Annotated in this window: 22 protein-coding genes and 1 pseudogene; 12 read left to right on the top strand and 11 right to left on the bottom strand. The window is 59.8% G+C overall.

The genetic code is table 11. From position 1 onward, the window contains the following. Positions 1 to 4: 4 nt before the first annotated feature. Complete coding sequence (locus tag AC1DM5_RS05915; protein WP_477820622.1) at positions 5 to 1,129, top strand: alkene reductase; 1,125 nt, start codon at positions 5 to 7, stop codon at positions 1,127 to 1,129. A 73-nt stretch (positions 1,130 to 1,202) separates the two neighbouring features. Further along, positions 1,203 to 2,000, top strand: coding sequence for an aminoglycoside phosphotransferase family protein (locus AC1DM5_RS05910; protein ID WP_477820623.1), 798 nt, complete (start codon positions 1,203 to 1,205; stop codon positions 1,998 to 2,000). Here AC1DM5_RS05910 and AC1DM5_RS05905 read toward each other — a convergent pair. Continuing rightward, complete coding sequence (locus AC1DM5_RS05905; protein WP_477820624.1) at positions 1,997 to 3,022, bottom strand: NAD(P)H-binding protein; 1,026 nt, start codon at positions 3,020 to 3,022, stop codon at positions 1,997 to 1,999. The genes AC1DM5_RS05910 and AC1DM5_RS05905 overlap by 4 nt on opposite strands. An 89-nt stretch (positions 3,023 to 3,111) precedes the next feature. Here AC1DM5_RS05905 and AC1DM5_RS05900 point away from each other — a divergent pair, with 89 nt between their 5' ends. Then, positions 3,112 to 4,020, top strand: coding sequence for a LysR family transcriptional regulator (locus AC1DM5_RS05900; RefSeq protein WP_477820625.1), 909 nt, complete (start codon positions 3,112 to 3,114; stop codon positions 4,018 to 4,020). 36 nt (positions 4,021 to 4,056) lie between these two features. On the opposite strand, the gene AC1DM5_RS05895 is transcribed toward AC1DM5_RS05900, so the two are convergent. After that, complete coding sequence (locus tag AC1DM5_RS05895) at positions 4,057 to 4,338, bottom strand: DUF2188 domain-containing protein (protein ID WP_007824317.1); 282 nt, start codon at positions 4,336 to 4,338, stop codon at positions 4,057 to 4,059. Between the two features lie 238 nt (positions 4,339 to 4,576). On the opposite strand from AC1DM5_RS05895, the gene AC1DM5_RS05890 reads away from it, so the two are divergent. Continuing rightward, positions 4,577 to 5,671, top strand: coding sequence for a calcium:cation antiporter (locus AC1DM5_RS05890; protein ID WP_477820626.1), 1,095 nt, complete (start codon positions 4,577 to 4,579; stop codon positions 5,669 to 5,671). Positions 5,672 to 5,796: 125 nt separating this feature from the next. On the opposite strand, the gene AC1DM5_RS05885 is transcribed toward AC1DM5_RS05890, so the two are convergent. Beyond that, the gene (locus AC1DM5_RS05885; RefSeq protein WP_477974732.1) at positions 5,797 to 6,999 is read right to left on the bottom strand and encodes a pyridoxal phosphate-dependent aminotransferase; all 1,203 of its coding nucleotides are present in this window, start codon (positions 6,997 to 6,999) and stop codon (positions 5,797 to 5,799) included. 385 nt (positions 7,000 to 7,384) lie between these two features. Here AC1DM5_RS05885 and AC1DM5_RS05880 point away from each other — a divergent pair, with 385 nt between their 5' ends. The 3 genes from AC1DM5_RS05880 (at position 7,385) to AC1DM5_RS05870 (ending at position 9,274) form a co-directional block, all read left to right on the top strand. After that, a complete protein-coding gene (locus AC1DM5_RS05880) occupies positions 7,385 to 7,684 on the top strand; it encodes a hypothetical protein (protein WP_477820628.1) in 300 nt (99 codons plus the stop codon). Continuing rightward, complete coding sequence (locus tag AC1DM5_RS05875; RefSeq protein WP_477820629.1) at positions 7,674 to 8,009, top strand: sortase; 336 nt, start codon at positions 7,674 to 7,676, stop codon at positions 8,007 to 8,009. The genes AC1DM5_RS05880 and AC1DM5_RS05875 overlap by 11 nt, the downstream gene beginning before the upstream one ends. Before the next feature lie 110 nt (positions 8,010 to 8,119). After that, positions 8,120 to 9,274 (top strand): PQQ-dependent sugar dehydrogenase, encoded by a 1,155-nt coding sequence (locus AC1DM5_RS05870; RefSeq protein ID WP_477820630.1) that lies wholly within the window; start codon positions 8,120 to 8,122, stop codon positions 9,272 to 9,274. Here AC1DM5_RS05870 and AC1DM5_RS05865 read toward each other — a convergent pair. Both AC1DM5_RS05865 and AC1DM5_RS05860 read right to left on the bottom strand, forming a co-directional pair. Then, positions 9,271 to 9,720, bottom strand: coding sequence for a hypothetical protein (locus AC1DM5_RS05865; RefSeq protein ID WP_477820631.1), 450 nt, complete (start codon positions 9,718 to 9,720; stop codon positions 9,271 to 9,273). The genes AC1DM5_RS05870 and AC1DM5_RS05865 overlap by 4 nt on opposite strands. Continuing rightward, positions 9,693 to 10,256 carry a DUF1176 domain-containing protein gene (locus tag AC1DM5_RS05860; RefSeq protein WP_477974730.1) on the bottom strand — a complete coding sequence of 188 codons (564 nt, stop codon included), beginning with the start codon at positions 10,254 to 10,256 and terminating at the stop codon, positions 9,693 to 9,695. The genes AC1DM5_RS05865 and AC1DM5_RS05860 overlap by 28 nt, the downstream gene beginning before the upstream one ends. 110 nt (positions 10,257 to 10,366) lie before the next feature. On the opposite strand from AC1DM5_RS05860, the gene AC1DM5_RS05855 reads away from it, so the two are divergent. The 3 genes from AC1DM5_RS05855 (at position 10,367) to AC1DM5_RS05845 (ending at position 12,575) form a co-directional block, all read left to right on the top strand. Then, positions 10,367 to 11,257 carry a DMT family transporter gene (locus AC1DM5_RS05855; RefSeq protein ID WP_477820633.1) on the top strand — a complete coding sequence of 297 codons (891 nt, stop codon included), beginning with the start codon at positions 10,367 to 10,369 and terminating at the stop codon, positions 11,255 to 11,257. 488 nt (positions 11,258 to 11,745) lie between these two features. After that, positions 11,746 to 11,961: a cold-shock protein gene (locus AC1DM5_RS05850; protein WP_007824341.1), complete on the top strand. Its 216-nt coding sequence runs from the start codon at positions 11,746 to 11,748 to the stop codon at positions 11,959 to 11,961. A gap of 143 nt (positions 11,962 to 12,104) precedes the next feature. Further along, positions 12,105 to 12,575 carry a BA14K family protein gene (locus AC1DM5_RS05845; protein ID WP_007824345.1) on the top strand — a complete coding sequence of 157 codons (471 nt, stop codon included), beginning with the start codon at positions 12,105 to 12,107 and terminating at the stop codon, positions 12,573 to 12,575. Between the two features lie 63 nt (positions 12,576 to 12,638). On the opposite strand, the gene AC1DM5_RS05840 is transcribed toward AC1DM5_RS05845, so the two are convergent. After that, on the bottom strand, positions 12,639 to 13,511 hold the full coding sequence (locus AC1DM5_RS05840) for an oxidoreductase (protein ID WP_477820634.1): 873 nt from the start codon (positions 13,509 to 13,511) through the stop codon (positions 12,639 to 12,641). A gap of 98 nt (positions 13,512 to 13,609) precedes the next feature. On the opposite strand from AC1DM5_RS05840, the gene AC1DM5_RS05835 reads away from it, so the two are divergent. Then, positions 13,610 to 13,990 (top strand): winged helix-turn-helix transcriptional regulator, encoded by a 381-nt coding sequence (locus tag AC1DM5_RS05835; RefSeq protein ID WP_477820635.1) that lies wholly within the window; start codon positions 13,610 to 13,612, stop codon positions 13,988 to 13,990. Here AC1DM5_RS05835 and AC1DM5_RS05830 read toward each other — a convergent pair. From AC1DM5_RS05830 to AC1DM5_RS05815, 4 genes are all read right to left on the bottom strand, one after another. Further along, a complete protein-coding gene (locus tag AC1DM5_RS05830) occupies positions 13,987 to 15,363 on the bottom strand; it encodes an ATP-binding protein (protein ID WP_477820636.1) in 1,377 nt (458 codons plus the stop codon). The two genes, AC1DM5_RS05835 and AC1DM5_RS05830, sit on opposite strands and share 4 nt — an antisense overlap. Positions 15,364 to 15,388: 25 nt before the next feature. Beyond that, the gene (locus AC1DM5_RS05825) at positions 15,389 to 16,090 is read right to left on the bottom strand and encodes a response regulator (RefSeq protein ID WP_007824352.1); all 702 of its coding nucleotides are present in this window, start codon (positions 16,088 to 16,090) and stop codon (positions 15,389 to 15,391) included. After that, positions 16,091 to 16,582, bottom strand: a complete 492-nt coding sequence (locus AC1DM5_RS05820; RefSeq protein ID WP_310386998.1) for a MarR family winged helix-turn-helix transcriptional regulator — start codon at positions 16,580 to 16,582, stop codon at positions 16,091 to 16,093. It abuts the gene before it with no gap. A gap of 135 nt (positions 16,583 to 16,717) precedes the next feature. Then, positions 16,718 to 16,975 (bottom strand): hypothetical protein, encoded by a 258-nt coding sequence (locus AC1DM5_RS05815; protein ID WP_477820637.1) that lies wholly within the window; start codon positions 16,973 to 16,975, stop codon positions 16,718 to 16,720. Here AC1DM5_RS05815 and AC1DM5_RS05810 point away from each other — a divergent pair. Next, positions 16,937 to 17,244: pseudogene (locus AC1DM5_RS05810) on the top strand (aminotransferase class IV); the annotation flags it as partial. The gene AC1DM5_RS05815 and the pseudogene AC1DM5_RS05810 sit on opposite strands and share 39 nt — an antisense overlap. An 84-nt stretch (positions 17,245 to 17,328) precedes the next feature. Here the strand turns inward: AC1DM5_RS05810 and AC1DM5_RS05805 are convergent. After that, positions 17,329 to 17,595 carry a hypothetical protein gene (locus tag AC1DM5_RS05805; protein WP_007824354.1) on the bottom strand — a complete coding sequence of 89 codons (267 nt, stop codon included), beginning with the start codon at positions 17,593 to 17,595 and terminating at the stop codon, positions 17,329 to 17,331. Between the last annotated feature and the right edge of the window lie 51 nt (positions 17,596 to 17,646).

Here is a 17,646-nt window from a genome sequence, read left to right as displayed (position 1 = left end):
TTCCATGGCCAAGCTTTTCCAGCCGACTCGGATCGGCGATATCGCTCTCAAGAACCATATCGTCATGGCACCGCTCACCCGTAACCGTTCTCCGGGTGCGATCCCGAACGACCTCAACGTCGAATATTATCGCCAGCGCGCCACGGCCGGCCTCATCATCACGGAAGCGACCGCCATCACGCATCAGGGCCAGGGTTATGCCAACGTTCCCGGGCTTTATAGCAAGGAAGCCCTTGATGGCTGGAAGCGCGTGACGGACGCCGTCCATGCCGAAGGCGGCAAAATCATCGTGCAGATGTGGCATGTGGGTCGTATCTCCCACACGACGCTGCAGCCGAACGGCGGCAAGCCGGTGTCCTCGACCAACCGTATCGCCAAGGCAAAGACCTATCTGGTCAACGCTGACGGTAGCGGCGCCTTTGCAGATACCTCCGAGCCCCGCGCGCTCGAAGCCTCCGAAATTCCGGGCATCATCGAGGATTATCGCAAGGCTGCCCGCGCTGCGATCGATGCCGGCTTCGACGGTGTCGAAATCCACGGCGCCAACGGCTATCTGCTCGACCAGTTCATGCGCGACGGCGTCAACGACCGCACCGACGAATATGGCGGCTCGATCGAAAACCGCACGCGTTTCACCTTCCAGGTGGTCGAGGCCGTAACCAAGGAAATCGGCGCCCGCCGTACCGCAATCCGCATTTCGCCGGTCACGCCGTCGGGTGAGTCCTACGATTCCAATCCGCAGGCGCTCTTCACGCATGTCGTTGAAGGTCTCGCCAAGTACGACCTTACCTATATCCATGTCGTAGAAGGCCAGACCGGTGGCGAGCGCGATTATCGCCAGGGCGACAACCCGTCTTTCAATTACAAGGCGCTGCGCGCCGCCTATGAGAAGGCTGGTGGCAAGGCTGCCTGGTTGGTCAACAATGGCTATATCAGAGATATGGCGATCGAAGCCGTCGAAAACGGCACGGCCGATCTCGTCGCCTTCGGCAAGCCCTTCATCTCCAATCCCGATCTCGTCGAGCGTCTGGAAAAGAACCTGCCGCTCAACACGCCGGACCAGTCCACCTTCTACGGCGGCAACGCAAAGGGCTATGTCGACTATCCGGCCCTCGAAAAGGTCGCCTGATCGTCTTGAACAAACAGAAATCCCGCCATCCGGCGGGGTTTCCATTTCAGGCCGTTGCCGCTAGCTTGCGCCGATGTTCTCTCCCTATCTCGAACGCTGGTCGCTGACTGCTGACGGCGAACCCATCATCACCCATTCAAGCCACCTCCTGCCGGTCATCTGGCAGGACAAGCCGGCCATGCTGAAAGTCGCTACCCACAGCAGCGAACGCGAGGGCGCGCTGCTGATGAAATGGTGGGACGGCGATGGCGCAGCCAGTGTCTATGCCCAGGAAGATGATGCGGTCCTGCTGGAGCGCGCGACGGACAAGCACTCGCTGCTGCACATGGCAATGAACGGCGAGGATGATGAGGCAAGCCGCATCATGGTGCGCACAGCGGCAAGACTGCATGCGCCCCGCCCTACCCCTCTCCATGACTCCACCCCGTTAAAGCGCTGGTTCCGCGATCTGGAGCCGGCCGCCCTCACCCATGGCGCCACCTTTGCCGATTGCTGGAAAACGGCGAGCGCTTTGCTGGCCGAGCCACAGCAGCTCAGCATTCTTCACGGCGACATCCACCACCGCAATATCCTCGACTTCGGCGAACGGGGCTGGCTGGCGATCGATCCCAAGCGTCTCTGGGGCGAACGTGGCTTCGACTTTGCCAATATTTTCGCCAATGAAGACCTGCCGACGATAACGGACCCCGCCCGTCTGAAGCGCCAGCTTGCGATCGTCTCCAAGGAGGCCGATATCGAGCCGACCCGCCTGCTCAAATGGATAGTTGCCTATTCCGGCCTTTCCGCCGCCTGGTTCCTCGAAGATGATGACCACGTGTCGGCAGAAAAGCCTCTGACTGTCGCCCGCATTGCGCTCGCCGAACTGGCTTAACCCGCCTTCCCGACATGAGAGAGAGATGCCGTGGTCGTTGCTCCATGCGGTTCCGGCAGGGAGCCCTGTGCGATGAGCGAAGCCCGCACGGCCTCATCGATCGGCGTGTGCGGCTCGGTTCCGAGTTCGGCGACCAGCTTGTCGTTCCTCATACGCAGCGTCACCTTCCAAAGGTAACGCATCTCCTTCAGCTCATGCATGACCGTCATGAAGGGAGCGAGCAGCGGCACGATGAACCAGGGGAAGCGACCGATCTTCGCCGCACCGCCGGCAACACGCCGGACCGCCTCCGCCATCTGCCGGCCATCGCCATCCCAGAAGCCGTTCATGTGATAGCAGGCGAAAGCGGGCAGGCGCTCAGCCCGCTCGACGAGCTGCACCATCGTCTCGGCGACATCGGGCAGATAGGCCCATTGGTGACCGATACCCGGCCTAGCCGGATTCTTGACCGTACCAACAGGCTTGCCCGGCGTGGCAAAAGCAGCAGAGAACCAGCTATTATCAGTTGCGCCTGGCCCGAAGAAATCGCCGGCGCGGACGATGATGACGCCAATGCCGGTCTCGGAAGCAGCCTTCAGACGCTTCTCCATCTCGACGCGGATCTTGCCCTTCTTCGTCACCGGGTGCTGCGAACTATCCTCCGTCACAACAGGAAACGCATCCGGCCCGAAATTATAGACATTGCCTGGCAGCAGGATGCGCGCACCAACCGTGCGAGCCGCGGCGATCGTATTGTCGAGCATCGGCAGAGCCAGTTTCTCCCAGTCGCGATAGCCAGGGGGATTGACGGCATGAACGATGAGATCAGCACCTTCCGCGGCCTTGCGAACATCGCCGGCATTCATTGCGTCACCCTGCACCCAGTCGAAGCTTTGCCCGCTCGCAGATGCTTTCGCGGCGTTGCGGTTGAGCGCCCTTATCGTCCAGCCGCGCGCCTGCAGTTTGCGGGCAACCGCGCCGCCGATGCCGCCGGTAGCACCCAGAACGAGCGCCAGTTTCTTGTCCTGATATTCGCTGCTCATGATCATCTCCTTGTTCGATGAGACGACTATGCCTCCAGTCGCAGATAAACAAAATTGACGAAATAAATTCCGCCGCTATACATAAATATATGGATATCGAACCCAGTTGGGATTTCTACCGCTCCTTTCTCACCGTGCTGCGCCACGGATCACTCTCGGCCGCCGCCCGGGAACTCGGCCTGACGCAGCCGACGATCGGCCGCCATATCGATGCGCTGGAAGAGGCCGTTGGCACTGAGCTTTTCATCCGCTCATCGAATGGTCTGCTGCCGACCGATATGGCACTAGACCTCCAGCCCTATGCCGAAACGCTGGCGACGACGACGGCCGCCTTCGTGCGCACCGCATCAAGCCAGCGCGACAAGGTGGAAGGCACCGTGCGCATCAGTGCCAGCGAGGTGATCGGCATTGAGGTACTGCCGCCGATTATTGCCGATCTGCAGGAAGCCTATCCCGGTCTGCAAGTGGAGCTGTCGGCATCCGATGCGCTGGAAGATCTCATGAACCGGGAGGCGGATATTGCGGTGCGCATGGCTGAGCCGCAACAGGACGCGCTGGTGGTACGGCGCATCGGCGATATTCCGCTCGGCTTCCACGCGCATCGCGGCTATCTGGAACGACACGGCATACCGCAAACCATGACCGAACTTGCCGGCCATCGCCTCATCGGCTTTGACCGGCAGACGGCCTATATCCGCATGATGCGCAAACTCTACCCGCTGGCGGACGAGTTTGCGTATGCCTTCCGCACCAGCAGCCATCTGGCGCATTACACGGCCATTCGCGCCGGCATAGGTATCGGCGTCTGCCAGACGGGGCTTGCCCGCCCGAACCCCGATCTCGTTCATATTCTGGCAGATGAATTCGAAATCCCACTCGGTACATGGGTTGCTATGCATGAAAGCCTCAAGACCTCGCCGCGCTGCCGCGTCACCTTCGACGCACTGGTCGGGGGTCTGCTGAACTATATCAAGTCATGCAAGGAAACGCGCGCCTAACGACGCGCTGAAAGATTTCGGGAAATCGGCTGGAGATCAGGGCTCTGGGGAAACCTCGGGCGAACGGCCCTTGGTAAAGCCGTCCACGACCTCGGTCTCGGGACGATCGCCACCTTCGGCATATTCTTCGTGCCACTTGCCCTGCGCATCCTGCCAGCTGATCTCGGCGGAATCGCCGCCGACCTGCTGTTCGGCCGCAACGATGCGGGCTGCTTCGAGCGCTTCGGAGTGGCTCGGGAATGCCTCGGAATAGACGTCTCCAAGCTTGTAGGCCCAGCCGCCGTCATGCGGTACGACTTCGTAGACCACCTTGACCATGCATGTGTCTCCTCTTCTTCTCGTTGCGCATCCGTAGGCTCCCGGATCATGTCCGGTTCAGCGCGGGCCGCTTGAGAAGATTTCCAGGACGCCGCGATCTGGGTTCCGGCTGCCGTATGAAAGCAGTATTTCATTAATCGTCACAGACTGCAAATTTCATCAGTGGGGAGTCTGCTTGCATAGAAAAATCACCGGCTTAGATTCCTCGAAGGAATCAAAATCGGCGCTGGTGGTAGAAATGGCATTGCATCTTAAGGAAGAGAAATTCCTGATCGCGGCGGTCATCGTCGCGGTCATTGCCTACTTGCTGGAACATTCGGTCATGGAGTCCGGCCGGGGCATGGCGCTTCTCGCCGCCGCCGCGCTGATCGCAACCATCGTGCTCGCCTCCATGCGTGTCGCCCATCACGCGGAACTGCTGGCCGTCAAGGTCGGCGATCCCTACGGCACGATGATCCTGACGCTCTCGGCCGTCGCTGTCGAAGTCATCATCCTTGGCATCATGATGAGCGGCGAGGAAACGTCGCCGACGCTCGTGCGCGACACGATCTATTCGGCGCTCATGCTCGATATCAACGGCATCCTCGGCCTTGCTGCCCTGCTCGGCGGACTGAAACATGGCGAGCAGCCCTATAATGACAATTCCGGCAAGACCTATGGCGTGATGATCCTGACCGCCATGGGCATCTCGATGATCGTCCCGGAATTCGTGCCCGGCGACAAGTGGCACTATTATTCCGGCTTCACCATCATCGCCATGATCGCGCTCTACGGCCTTTTCCTACGCATGCAGGTCGGCCAGCACAGCTACTTCTTCTCCTACAGCTATCCGCGCTCGGAACGGCAGAAGGAACATCCCGAGGAACATGACGGAGAGGGATCGGTCGCAACCTCGATTACCATCATCCTCATCGGCGTGGTCATCATCGGCGCGCTGGCCGAGTTCATGTCAGGCTTCATGAGCGAAGGCCTGCGCGATACCGGCGCTCCTGTTGCCGTGACCGCCATCGTGGTTGCCGCCATCTCCGCCGCACCGGAAATCCTGACGGCCTTGAGGGCAGCGCTCCGCAACCGTATGCAGGCAACCGTCAACATCGCCATGGGCGCGTCTCTCTCGACCGTCATCCTCACCGTACCTGTCATGGAGGCGATCGCGCTTTACACCGGCCAGCCCTTCATCATGGCCATGTCGCCGGTCCAGACGGTCATGGTGGCGATTACCCTGATTGCCGCCGCAATCAACCTCAATGACGGCGAGACGAATGCCATCGAAGGCATGACCCATTTCATCCTCTTCGCCACCTTCATCATGCTGACGGCGATCGGACTTTGAATCTGAAATCAGCGGCTTAACGCGACAATCGGAATCATTTTCGCAGCGCGTTCAATTAGAAGGTCAGGACAAGCAAAAAGCCCGCCATCTCTGGCGGGCTTTTTAATGCGGCTGATGGCCGATGATTACTTGCAGGCGCCGCAGAAGCGCTGGATGCGGCGGCAGGCTTCTTCCAGAAGCTCTTCCGAGGTCGCATAGGAGATGCGGAAGTTCGGGCCGAGGCCGAAGGCCGAGCCGTGAACGACGGCGACGCCTTCCGATTCCAGGAGTTCGGAAACGAAATCCTCGTCCGTCTCGATGACTTTGCCGGACGGGGCTGTCTTGCCGATGAGCCCGGCGCAGGACGGATAGACGTAGAAGGCACCTTCCGGCACCGGGCAGACGATGCCCTTGGCCTGGTTCAGCATGGAAACAACGAGATCACGGCGGCCTTCGAAGATCTTCTTGTTCTCTGGGATGAAGTCCTGCGTGCCGTTCAGCGCTTCGACGGCCGCCCACTGGGCGATCGAGGTCGCACCCGATGTCTGCTGCCCCTGGATCATGTCCATAGCCTTGATGAGCTGGATAGGGCCTGCCGCATAACCAATACGCCAGCCGGTCATCGCATAGGCCTTGGAGACGCCGTTCATCGTCAGCGTGCGGTCGTAGAGCTTCGGCTCGACTTCGACGGGCGTGACGAATTTGAAGTCACCATAGGTCAGGTGCTCGTACATGTCGTCCGTAAGCACCCAGACATGCGGATGCTTCATCAGCACGTCCGTCAGCGCCTTCAGCTCGTCATGCGTATAGGCAGCGCCCGTCGGGTTGGATGGCGAATTGAAGATGAACCACTTGGTCTTCGGCGTGATCGCCTTTTCGAGATCGGCGGGCTGGAGCTTGAAATTATGCTCCTGGGTGGCCGAAACGAATATCGGCGTGCCGCCGCAAAGCGCCACCATCTCGGGATAGGATACCCAGTAAGGCGCCGGGACGACGACTTCATCGCCGGGGTTCAGCGTCGCCATGAAGGCGTTGAAAAGGATCTGCTTGCCGCCGGTGCCGACGATCGTCTGCTCCCAGGAATATTCGAGACCGTTCTCGCGCTTGAATTTGGCGGCGATCGCCTTGCGTAGCTCGGGGATACCTGACACCGGCGTGTACTTCGTCTCGCCGCGATTGATCGCGTCGATGGCGGCTTTCTTGATATTCCCCGGCGTATCGAAATCGGGCTCGCCTGCGCCGAGACCGATGACGTCGCGTCCTTTGGCTTTCAGCTCGCGCGCTTTCTGAGAAACGGCGATGGTGGCTGAAGGCTTCACGCGGGAAAGGGCATCGGCAAGGAAGGCCATGATATCGGTCCTACAAGGTTGAAACGGGCAGAAGGCCGGGACCGGAGTTCTGCGCTAAGCTCTATGTCCAATGTGTGACATCATTTCAAGCGCAAAGGCGTGATGGCGACGATGATTCTTATTGATCGATTGCCGCACCTGCCTCTGGAATTTTGAACCGAGCTTCGAAGAGACGCCGCAAGCGGTGGATCCAGGCTCACAGGAAGTTGAATCAGTTTCTGAAGTCGGCCCCGTTTTATTCCTTAAAATCAAGGTTATCGCCCGTTTACCATTTGCCACGAATAAGCCGCAACAAATGCCGCGGCATGCCGCAATTCGGTCGTGAGAGCGCCGAGATCAAACCGCTACTCTATCACCATCCGACATTGGTTATTGAGGGTATGCCATGTTTCTGGAAGACGAGCACGCAGCGGGACGTCTGCGCGCAAGCCGGGTTTCTCTGTCGCTGATGGTGGCGGTCATCGCTTTTGCAAGCTGTGTCGTCGCGGCGTTCGGCCTCTTTTCAGTCGCCGAAGCAGGACCGGCCATGGCTTCTAGTTCGCTCCACGCTTCCTATGCCGACCAGAAGATTGCCGATGGCGTAGCAGTGCTTTTCGCCGCATTGGTCGCCGCAAACGGGCTCGCCATCTGGCTGCGTCGCATTAAGGGCCTTGTCATCTGGGGAGGCCGGCGCGATGCCCGCTAAGCCGCAGCGTTCCAGCTGGACCGAGGAAACGGACACGTTCGAGCCGCTGCCGACCTACATGGAGCTGGCAATGGCCGCGGCGTCTGCCCACGAGGCACCGCCTGCACCGCCAAGACCCCGTCTCCCCGGGCTTTCGATCGTCGAGAAACTGGTCGCCGTCGGTATCGTTTGCCTTGCCTTCTACGGCATGGCGCTGATCGGCTGCGGACTTTTCCTGAAAGCTGAAGCAAAGCGCACCGGCTACTACATCACACAGCGGATAATGAGCGCGGAATTGCAACAGGCCGATTTCGATACCCGTTTCCCTCCCCGCGTAATCAGCTGACCTGCTCTCATTCAACCCGAGAACACAAAACCGTTATGGAGCGCCGACTACGGTTGAAGCGCCCCATGCCCCGCGCCACCTTCCCCTTAAACTGACGACGGGGGATTATGATGGACGCCATTTCGACTTTCCGTTTCGCCGCACTGCTGGCAGGAGCCGCTGCTTTTGCAGGTCCAGCCCTTGCCCAGATCGGGGACATCGTCAGGACGCAGGAAGTTTCGGTTCGTGTCGAGAAACTCGCCGAAGGGCTGGAGCATCCCTGGGCAGTCGAGGTCCTGCCTGATGGTGGCTATATCGTCACGGAGCGGCCGGGGCGGCTGCGCATCATCCGCGACGGCAAGGCTTCCGATCCGATCGATGGCGTGCCAAAGGTGAGCGCCCGCGGCCAGGGCGGCTTGATGGATGTCGCGCTTGCCCCGGATTTCGCCACCAGCCGAAAGCTCTACCTGACTGCCGCAACTGCCAGCGACCGAGGCTCCGGCACCGAGGCTTTCAGCGCCACACTGTCCTCAGATGAAAAGAGCCTCAAAAACGTCACGCCCATTTTCACCATGCGGCACTTTACCCGCGGGAACATCCAGTACGGCTCACGCATCGCGATCGCCCCCGACGGCTCGCTGTTCATCAGCGTCGGCGACCGCGGTGACCGCAACCGCTCGCAGGACTGGAAGGATGATGCCGGCTCCATAGTCCACCTCAATGCCGATGGCAGCATTCCCGCCGACAATCCCTTCAAGAATAGCAGCAAAGCCCTGCCGGAGATCTGGTCCAAGGGCCATCGCAATCCGCAGGGCATCACCTTCGACAGTGCCGACGGCAAACTCTACACCGTCGAGCATGGAGCACGCGGCGGCGACGAGATCAACAATCCCGAACCCGGCAAGAATTACGGCTGGCCCATCATCACCTATGGCCGCGACTATTCCGGCGCCAAAATCGGCGAAGGAACAGCCAAGGAGGGTCTGGAGCAGCCCCTGCACTATTGGGATCCTTCGATCGCCCCGGGCGCTCTCGTCGTCTATCGCGGCAAGATGTTTCCGGAATGGAACGGCAATTTCATCGTCGCCGCCCTGAAGTTCCAGTTGCTGTCGCGCATGCAGCGGGATGCAAGCGGCGCCTTCACTGCCGAAGAGCGCATGTTCGAAGGCGATTACGGCCGCATCCGCGATGTGATCGTCGCCCCCGATGGCGCATTGCTGATGGTGACCGATGAGAATGACGGCGAATTGCTTCGGGTTTCCCGCGCCCCAGACCGGGCCGGCTAAAGCGAGTTCCGCAATTCCCTGCGGATCATGAATTTCAGCCCCGACCATGTTTCGTCGACGGCGCAGACCTTGACGTCGACGAGGCCTGTTGGCAGCAAAATCTCGCGCAACGCGTCCTCTGTGATGCTGGTCGCCACCTTCGAGCTCTTCTTCGGCCAGGATATCCAGACCATGCCATCGGGCCTGATCACACGGAATAACGCCGCCGCCATCTCTTCCAACGCCACACGATGTGTTTCGAAGACGTGGATATAGTCGAATTGCCGATCGGGGGCCTTCGGAAAGACTCGTTCGACCGTAGCGAAACCCTCGAACCGGCTGATCTCGGCCAACCCATCGGGAACATTGATGAGCAAGGCCGTCTGTCCTGGTTTAAGCCCCAGCTTCCTTGCGAGCGGCGTGCCGGAATATCCTGCCGTCATTGGCGCGTCCACACGAGCGGCCATGTTGCCGGACCGCCATCGGCCCTTGCATCGCACTCTTCCTTGATGCGCACTTCCTCGAGAACAAGGAAATCCGTGTTCTCAGGCTCTGCGACGCGCCACGTATAATAGCTGCCGCAATCGCCCATGCCACGCCCCTTCACGAAGGAGGTGAAACGTCTCTCCATCGCATCGTAGCGGATGTTGAAAGCCGTATCGCCCGTCGTTTCTGAAAACTTCAGCGGAAAGACCGTTCGAGAAATCTGGCTGCCATGACCGCCATAGATCGCGAAAGGCATGTTGTAGGCACCGGCCGGGCCGCRGGGCACGATGATCAGCCTCATCCCCTTCTCCTGAGTGACTTCGAAGGCGTCGCCATAGGCAAGGCGCCGCTCTTCGATATGGCAGTCGCCATCATCAGGCTCGATATCCGCTCGCACGGACTCCGGCAGATCGGCAAAGAGCGAAATCAGACGGACGGACGAGGAGCCCTCGGCTGAAGCGCTCTCAAGCCCCGCCAGAACGACTGCTGTCGCGACGGCAATCAGTCGCCTCCTCATCTGCATGTCCTCCGAACCATTTGGGGAATCCTCATCCTTGCCGAGAAGAAATGCAACTGCTAACCCGCTGAGCATAACCCCCAGACGCTTCCCCAACATCGAGGGTGAAAATGACGCGCATTCAGGCGAACCTCCTTCTATTGCTTGCAGCCGCCATCTGGGGCGGAGGCTTCGTCGCCCAGTCGACGGCAATGAACGCGATCGGTCCCTTCTGGTTCATCGGCCTGCGCTTCGCCATCGCTGCACTTGCCACCCTGCCCTTCACGCTCTTCGAAGCCCGCAAGGCAAAGATCGCAACCAGCCGCAGACATCTCGGTCTCTATCTTTTGATCGGACTGGCGCTCTTCGGCGGCGCGTCGACACAGCAGGTCGGCCTGCAGACGACGACCGTCACCAATTCCAGCTTCATCACCGGCCTCTATGTGATCTTCGTGCCGCTGATTGCCGTCTTCTTCCTGCGCCGCTCGCCGCACTGGATCATCTGGCCAGGCGCCATCATGGCCGTGTCAGGCATTTACATGCTGTCGGGCGGCCAGCTTTCGACTCTGACGGTAGGGGATCTGCTGACGGTCGTCTGCGCCATCTTCTGGTCGATCCAGATCACGCTTGCCGGAACGACGGTTGGGGAAACGGGTCGGCCACTTGCCCTGTCCAGCGCCCAGTTTGCGGTCACGGCAGTCTGCGCGCTCATCATCGCTGCCATTTTCGAACCGATCAGCCTGTCAGATATCCGCGCGGCAGCACCCGAAATCCTCTACGTCGGCATCTTCTCCTCGGGTGTCGCCTTCGTGCTGCAGGTCGTCGCCCAGCGCTACACCACGCCGTCACAGGCGGCGATCTTCCTCTCCGCCGAAGCACTGTTCGGCGCCACGCTCGCCGCACTTCTTTTGGGCGAGAGCATGCCGCCGCTCGGCTATATCGGTTGTGCGCTGATGTTTATCGCTATGCTTGTAGTCGAGCTCGTGCCCGAAATGACCCGCCGACGCTCGCAAACGGCCTGAACACGCGTCCATTTGTGGGGCGTTTAGTGCCATCTGAAATTTTTTTTAAGCAGGTGTTAAGACGCGCTAGCGTTGCATTTTTGGTAAAATCTGCCCGGAACTTATATTGCAGACGATATAAAACGTTAATCATTTGCTCCCGACGGAGGATTTTTTGCGTTTTTGCGAAAACAGGTCATTTTTGCGGGTGTGTTCTTAGGGACACGTTAAAAAACTTTTGCTTGCCAAAATCCTTCAAACGCAGCACTCTTCGCGCGTTCGGGCATTTTGCGAGCATGGGAAGTCCTTAAGAATTTGCGAGCCGGAAACGCTAATATTCCGGTCAGCCGGTCCCAAAAAACAGCAGGCGTTAAGTCCTGTCTGGAACCGGCGGAGGTAGAGGGGACCTTTTTCTCACATTTCAAGATTGCCTGCCAGCGTCTTCGCAAGAAGGCAATAGCGTAATGCTGCCCGTGTGGATGGCGGGCGGAGACAAAAGGACCTGAGGCATGGCCGAGACTGGCACTGTAAAATTCTTCAATACCGACAAGGGCTTCGGCTTTATCAAGCCGGACAAAGGTGGCGCCGATATCTTCGTTCACATTTCTGCCGTTCAGGCTTCCGGTCTGGCCGGCCTGACGGAAAACCAGAAAGTAAGCTTCGACACGGAGCCGGATCGCCGCGGCAAGGGCCCGAAGGCCGTCAATCTGCAGATTTCAGGCTGAAACCTCGCATAGGCGTGGAATTCGAGTTGAAGCCCGGCAGCGATGCCGGGTTTTGTCGTTCAGCCTTCGTTCAGCATGACGCCGCTAGTTTCAGAACCATTGAGAAGGGACCGCTTCCGGTTCCCGATACCGGGATTTTCGCCATGAACAGGCTTGCAAAGACCATTCTTCTGACCGCAACCGCTGCCGCCCTCACCCTTTCAGCCATCGGCGAAGCCTCTGCAGGCGATCGCTACTGGCGTCATGGCCACGACCACGGCAACGATGCGCTGGTCGGCGGTGCGGTCGGCCTTGCCACTGGCCTGATCGTCGGCTCTGCCATCGCCAATGCCAATAATGGCCCGGTTTATGAAGAGCGCCGCTACATCGACCCGCCGGTCTATGAGCCGGAATATGCTCCGCCGCCGGTTTACCGCGCGCGTCCGGTCTACTCCGAGCCCGTCTATTCCGAGCCGGTCTACGGCCGCCCCGTCTATGGTCGCCCAGTCAGCGCCATGGAACCCTGGAGCGCCCAATGGCAGCGCTATTGCTCTTATCGCTACCGCAGCTTCGATCCGCAGAGCGGCACCTATGTCGGCAATGACGGTCGAGAACACTTCTGCGTCGCAAGCTGATAGGCTGAAGATATTCTGACGAAAAGCGCCGCCACAGTGCGGCGCTTTTCTTTTGTCTACACCTCAGCCGGCCTTCCTCTCCCAAGGCATAGGCTTGGCACCTCCGTCCTGTTCAAAATCGGTCGACTGGCTGACAACGCGCCAGGTGCGATCGGCTTCCATTCGCGCAGCATCCGCCTTCTCCACGGCCGTGGCCGCGTCGCTGCCGAGCAGCAGGCGTAGCGGCGGCGTATCGAGCGAGGCAATGTGCAGGACCACGGCGGCCGCCTTGGCCGGATCGCCGGGTTGGCGGCCATTATAGTTGCGTTGGTAATCTGCCGTGGCACCAACCGTTTTGGCGTATTCCGGGCGGCCTTCGTAAATCGCCGTCGACGAGCCGGCGAAATCCGTGCGGAAACCACCGGGCTCGATCACTGTTACCTTGATGCCGAGCGGCCCGACCTCCTTGGAGAGCACTTCGGAAAAGCCCTCGACACCCCATTTTGCCGCCGCATAGGGCGCACGCCCGACAGGACCGATCCTGCCGCCAACGGAGGAGAACTGGATGATATGTCCTGCCCCCTGCCCGCGCATGACCGGGATCGCCGCCTTGGTCATGATGATCGTGCCAAAGAGATTGGTCTCGATCTGCGCCCGGAAATCCGCAAGGCTGGTATCCTCGATCGGTGCGACATTGCCGTAACCGGCATTGTTGACCAGCACATCGATCCGGCCGAATGTTTCGTCCGCGATCTTCACCGCGGCTTTCGCCGCCGCCTCATCGGTCACATCGAGCGGTAGAGCGAGAACGCGGGGGCCATACGCATCGACAAGATCGGCAAGCTGGCCGGGATCGCGCGCCGTCGCGACCAGCTTGTCGCCGGCCTCGAGCACGGCATCTGCCAACGCCCGGCCGAGGCCGCGCGAACTTCCTGTAATCAACCAAACCTTCGACATGGGAAACCTCCTTTTCGGTTCCCTGTCCATTTAGGATCTATTGTTTCCAATAGAAAGAAGGTACCTTGGAGATCTATACACACCTGAAAGTAACTACAATGAAAGACGATATCTTCGATTTCTGCCGCGACATGAGCGACGAGCAGGATGCGCGGGCCCGGCAGATGCTGGAGCGTGCCGCTGCGAAATGGCCGCTGCGAGTCCTGCATGTGCTTTCTGAGGCCGATAGCCCCTTGCGGTTTTCAAGGGTGCTGGAGCGGGTGGAAGATATCAGCCAGAAGGTGCTGACACAGACATTGCGCACGCTCGAAAGCGACGGCCTCGTCATCCGCACGCTCTATCCGCAGGTGCCTCCGCGCGTGGAATACGAGCTGACGCCGCTCGGCCGCGAACTGCTGACCCAGGTCGTCTCGCTCTGGCGCTGGATCGTCATCCACCTGAATGAATTCGACGTCCCCGAACCGGCTGCAAAAAGCTAGGCCGGAAGACGCACAGTCGCTCTCAGCCCACCGAGCGGGCTGTCGCCAAGCGTGATATTGCCGCCGTGGCTACGCGCGATATCCCTCACGATGGCAAGCCCGAGACCGGTGCCCGAAGCATCGAGATTGCGTGCGCTATCCAGCCGGAAGAAAGGCTTGAACACATCCTCCCGGTACTTCTCCGGAATGCCGGGACCATTGTCATCGAAGACAATCGTCAGCCACTTCGCACCATGCTTGGCCTCGATATGGAGCGTGTCGGCATAGCGCCTTGCATTCGAGGCCAGATTGGTCACAAGTCGCAGGAAGGCATTAGGGCGCACCGAGATATGGTCCTCGCCCTCGATGGAATAGGTCAACACCTTGCCATGCAGCTCGAAATCGATCTCGAGCTTCTCGAAGATCTCGCTGAGCTTCAGCTCGCCGACATCCTCCTCCACCTCACCCTTGGCAAAGGCCATATAGGCCTCCAGCATGGTCTGCATGTCGTTGACGTCATCGTTGAGCCCGGCAAGATCAGGGTTGTCCCCGGCGAGCGCCAGCTGCAGCCTGAAGCGCGTCAGGATGGTTCTGAGGTCGTGGCTGACGCCAGAGAGCATCGCCGTGCGCTGCTCCATCTGCCGCTCGATACGTTCACGCATGAGAATGAAAGCAAGGCCGGCGCGGCGAACTTCGTCGGCGCCGCGCGGATAGAAACTGTCGGCCTTCTGTCCCTTGCCGAAGTTTTCCGCCGCCCGCGCCAGATTGAGGATCGGCCGAATCTGGCCGCGCAGGAACAGGATTGAGATGGCGATCAGCACGAGTGACGCGCCGACCATCCAGAGAATGAAAATATGCGTGTTCGATGCATAGGCCTGGCTGCGTTTTGTGATCACACGCAGGATGCGGTTGTCGAGCTTGATACGGATCTCGATGAGGTTGGAATTGCCGACGGTATCGATCCAGAACGGCCGGCGGATCTCCTCGGTGATCTCGTCGCTCAGGATGCCGTCGAGGATCGAGAAGAACGGCTTGATACGCGGCGGCGGTAAATCTCCATCCGGCTCGATCGAAATCTGCAGGTTGAGTTGGTCGCGGGCAATGCGGGTTATATCGCTATAATCAGCATCCTGCGGAAAGGTGTCGATGACCTCTATGATGGCAGCAATATCGCGGGTCACGGCAAGCGACAGCCGCTCCGTCACCATCTGCCAGTGACGCTCCATGAAAACGGCGGCAACGACCGACTGCAGGAGCACCATCGGAATGATGATGATGAGCAGCGAACGCGTATAAAGGCCCGTCGGCAATCGCCGGCGCAGCCAGCGCACGAACCAGCGCCAGCCGGGCGCAGGAGAGCGGTCTTCTCGCCGCAAGCTGTCGAATGTCACCATTTGCGCCGGTCCCGAACCCGTCGTTTCAGTCGATGCTCAGCCTGTATCCGATACCGCGCACTGTCTGCAGCCAGACCGGATTGGCAGGATCATCCTCGATCTTGCGGCGCAGACGGTTGATCTGCACGTCGATGGTACGTTCGCCGACTTCCGCATCGTCTCCGATCAACTCGTGCCGCGGGATCGTGTCGCCGGCCCGGCGGGCAAAAAGCAGCATGATCTCCTGCTCGCGGTCCGTCAGGCGGATCACCTCCGCAGCCTTCTTCAGTTCCTTGCGCGTCAGCGAGAAGGTGTAAGGGCCGAACATGATCTGCTCGATCTTCGGTGTATCGCCGCCGCTGTTGCGCCGCAGGATATTGTTGACACGCAGGACGAGTTCGCGTGGATCGAAAGGCTTGGGAAGATAATCGTCGGCGCCGGCTTCAAGCCCGGCAATACGGCTGTCGGATTCGGCAAGCGCCGTCAGCATGATGATCGGCACGTTCTTCACGGCCCTGAGCCCGCGTGTCACCTCGATGCCGGATTCGCCCGGCATCATCACGTCCATGATGATGAGGTCGAAATCGAGCCCTGCCAGCTTGCGCTGCGCCTCCGCCCCGTCAGAGGCAATGGTCACGCGAAAACCGTTTTCCGTCAGGTAGCGGTTCAACAACGCGCGGATACGGGTATCGTCGTCGACGACAAGAAGATGCGCCGCGTCATCGGAAATGCCTGTCTTGACCGCCATTCAATCCGCCTTCTGTCTGTCCCGCATGCCTCTGAGGAATGCCTTTACGCCTTCTCGCGCCTCCGAGGTAGCTCCCTCGAATGCCCGTTCAATACGGCGTGATTGCGGCTCGGCGAGCGCCAGTGCCAGCTCCCTGCCCGATTTGGTGGGATAGAGCTTGCGCTGTCGGCGATCCTCCGGGCCTGCCACTTGCCGAATATAGCCTGAATCGATCAGTTGTTTCAGCACTCTTGCAAGGCTCTGCTTGGTGATCTTCAGCGTATCGAGCAGATCGGCGACCGTCATTCCCGGATTTCGGTTGACGAAGTGCACGACGCGGTGATGCGCCCGCCCAAAACCGCTCTTTTCGAGAATGGCATCGGGATCGGATACGAAGTCGCGATAAGCGAAGAAGAACAGCTCGATGATCTCGAAATCGATGATCCCGACATCCTCCATCGGCGTGGCCAGCGGCTCAGGTTTGCCTGCTTTCGAGCTGGTCTGTCGTGGCACTCGGCATTTCCTCTCTCTTGGCGTGAGCCTTGCGAAACTTTCGCAGAATATGTCAGCTTTGTTGACGTATTTTTGCGTCGCCGCTAGCTCTCCCGAACGTTGCAGGCTCCGCGCGGACTGTTCTTTCCCCGGAAACTAAAGCCAGCCCGGCAAATCTCCAACGCAACGCGCAATTTCCCCTTGCGTCAGTGGATAGAACGTAATGGGGACAACAATCAACAGACATGGCGCAAACGCGCCAGAGGAGGCAAGGATGGTTTCAGTTCCCGGAAGCTTACGTCCGGCCGATCGCACGACGCGCGGGAGTGAGATGATGAGCGTTTCCGCCCAGGCGATCCGCATCAACGTGGCGAGGGCGCCAATACCGTCTTCGTCGAGGATGGCGTCATTCACCCGCCGACCCCGGATTGCTTCCTGAACGGCATCACCACCGGACGGTGATTGAACTCGCCAAACGCCGTGGCATTGACGTCGTCGAACGGGCACTCTTCCCGGAAGAGCTAAGCAGCTTCTCCGGACGCTGCCAGACCGGTTCGACAGCGGAAGTTACTCTCGTGTCTGAAATCGGTCCGTATTGCGTCACGCCGGCGACGATCTCCGAAGCGCTGATGAACGACTACAGGAAGAAAGTCTCTTCGGCCGCTGCTATCGCCGCCGAATAAACCATCCACCGATCATGCCGACCCGGCCAGGCGCGTGCGTCTGCCGGGCCGTTTCGTTGTCCAGCGTCCAGCGCGTCCGAACCTTCAGCGTGCCTTGGCCATAACCAGCCCGGCGACCGTCGAAAGGATGCCGCCACCGATCAATCCGCCAATGCCGTCGGCAATCAGCCCGGTCATTGCTGCTTCCCCGCCGACCATGCTGAGCAGCATGCCGCCGCCAATGCCGCCGATGGCGCCCGCAATCGTGCGCGCAACGACATTGATCGCCTGCTGTTTCAGCGCGGCGCTTGCGACATTGCCACCGACTGCGCCTGCAACCAGTTGTGTGATGAGCGGAAGTAGCGCTTCCATGATTTTCTCCTCTGGCGATCTCCCCGATCGCCGACTCATGCCATCACCTGA

Source organism: Rhizobium sp. 01T437 (genome assembly GCF_056398505.1).
This window is presented reverse-complemented; position numbering and strand designations above follow the sequence as displayed.

What these genes read in the sequence shown, in the direction of transcription:
- AC1DM5_RS05885 (WP_477974732.1), bottom strand. Translation starts at nt 6,999, where the DNA reads ATGGCCTTCCTTGCCGATGCCCTTTCCCGCGTGAAGCCTTCAGCCACC.
- AC1DM5_RS05855 (WP_477820633.1), top strand. Translation starts at nt 10,367, where the DNA reads ATGACGCGCATTCAGGCGAACCTCCTTCTATTGCTTGCAGCCGCCATC.
- AC1DM5_RS05850 (WP_007824341.1), top strand. Translation starts at nt 11,746, where the DNA reads ATGGCCGAGACTGGCACTGTAAAATTCTTCAATACCGACAAGGGCTTC.
- AC1DM5_RS05915 (WP_477820622.1), top strand. Translation starts at nt 5, where the DNA reads ATGGCCAAGCTTTTCCAGCCGACTCGGATCGGCGATATCGCTCTCAAG.
- AC1DM5_RS05895 (WP_007824317.1), bottom strand. Translation starts at nt 4,338, where the DNA reads ATGGTCAAGGTGGTCTACGAAGTCGTACCGCATGACGGCGGCTGGGCC.
- AC1DM5_RS05890 (WP_477820626.1), top strand. Translation starts at nt 4,577, where the DNA reads ATGGCATTGCATCTTAAGGAAGAGAAATTCCTGATCGCGGCGGTCATC.
- AC1DM5_RS05900 (WP_477820625.1), top strand. Translation starts at nt 3,112, where the DNA reads ATGGATATCGAACCCAGTTGGGATTTCTACCGCTCCTTTCTCACCGTG.
- AC1DM5_RS05870 (WP_477820630.1), top strand. Translation starts at nt 8,120, where the DNA reads ATGGACGCCATTTCGACTTTCCGTTTCGCCGCACTGCTGGCAGGAGCC.
- AC1DM5_RS05825 (WP_007824352.1), bottom strand. Translation starts at nt 16,090, where the DNA reads ATGGCGGTCAAGACAGGCATTTCCGATGACGCGGCGCATCTTCTTGTC.
- AC1DM5_RS05830 (WP_477820636.1), bottom strand. Translation starts at nt 15,363, where the DNA reads ATGGTGACATTCGACAGCTTGCGGCGAGAAGACCGCTCTCCTGCGCCC.
- AC1DM5_RS05835 (WP_477820635.1), top strand. Translation starts at nt 13,610, where the DNA reads ATGAAAGACGATATCTTCGATTTCTGCCGCGACATGAGCGACGAGCAG.
- AC1DM5_RS05805 (WP_007824354.1), bottom strand. Translation starts at nt 17,595, where the DNA reads ATGGAAGCGCTACTTCCGCTCATCACACAACTGGTTGCAGGCGCAGTC.
- AC1DM5_RS05865 (WP_477820631.1), bottom strand. Translation starts at nt 9,720, where the DNA reads ATGGCCGCTCGTGTGGACGCGCCAATGACGGCAGGATATTCCGGCACG.
- AC1DM5_RS05880 (WP_477820628.1), top strand. Translation starts at nt 7,385, where the DNA reads ATGTTTCTGGAAGACGAGCACGCAGCGGGACGTCTGCGCGCAAGCCGG.
- AC1DM5_RS05845 (WP_007824345.1), top strand. Translation starts at nt 12,105, where the DNA reads ATGAACAGGCTTGCAAAGACCATTCTTCTGACCGCAACCGCTGCCGCC.
- AC1DM5_RS05875 (WP_477820629.1), top strand. Translation starts at nt 7,674, where the DNA reads ATGCCCGCTAAGCCGCAGCGTTCCAGCTGGACCGAGGAAACGGACACG.
- AC1DM5_RS05910 (WP_477820623.1), top strand. Translation starts at nt 1,203, where the DNA reads ATGTTCTCTCCCTATCTCGAACGCTGGTCGCTGACTGCTGACGGCGAA.
- AC1DM5_RS05905 (WP_477820624.1), bottom strand. Translation starts at nt 3,022, where the DNA reads ATGAGCAGCGAATATCAGGACAAGAAACTGGCGCTCGTTCTGGGTGCT.
- AC1DM5_RS05840 (WP_477820634.1), bottom strand. Translation starts at nt 13,511, where the DNA reads ATGTCGAAGGTTTGGTTGATTACAGGAAGTTCGCGCGGCCTCGGCCGG.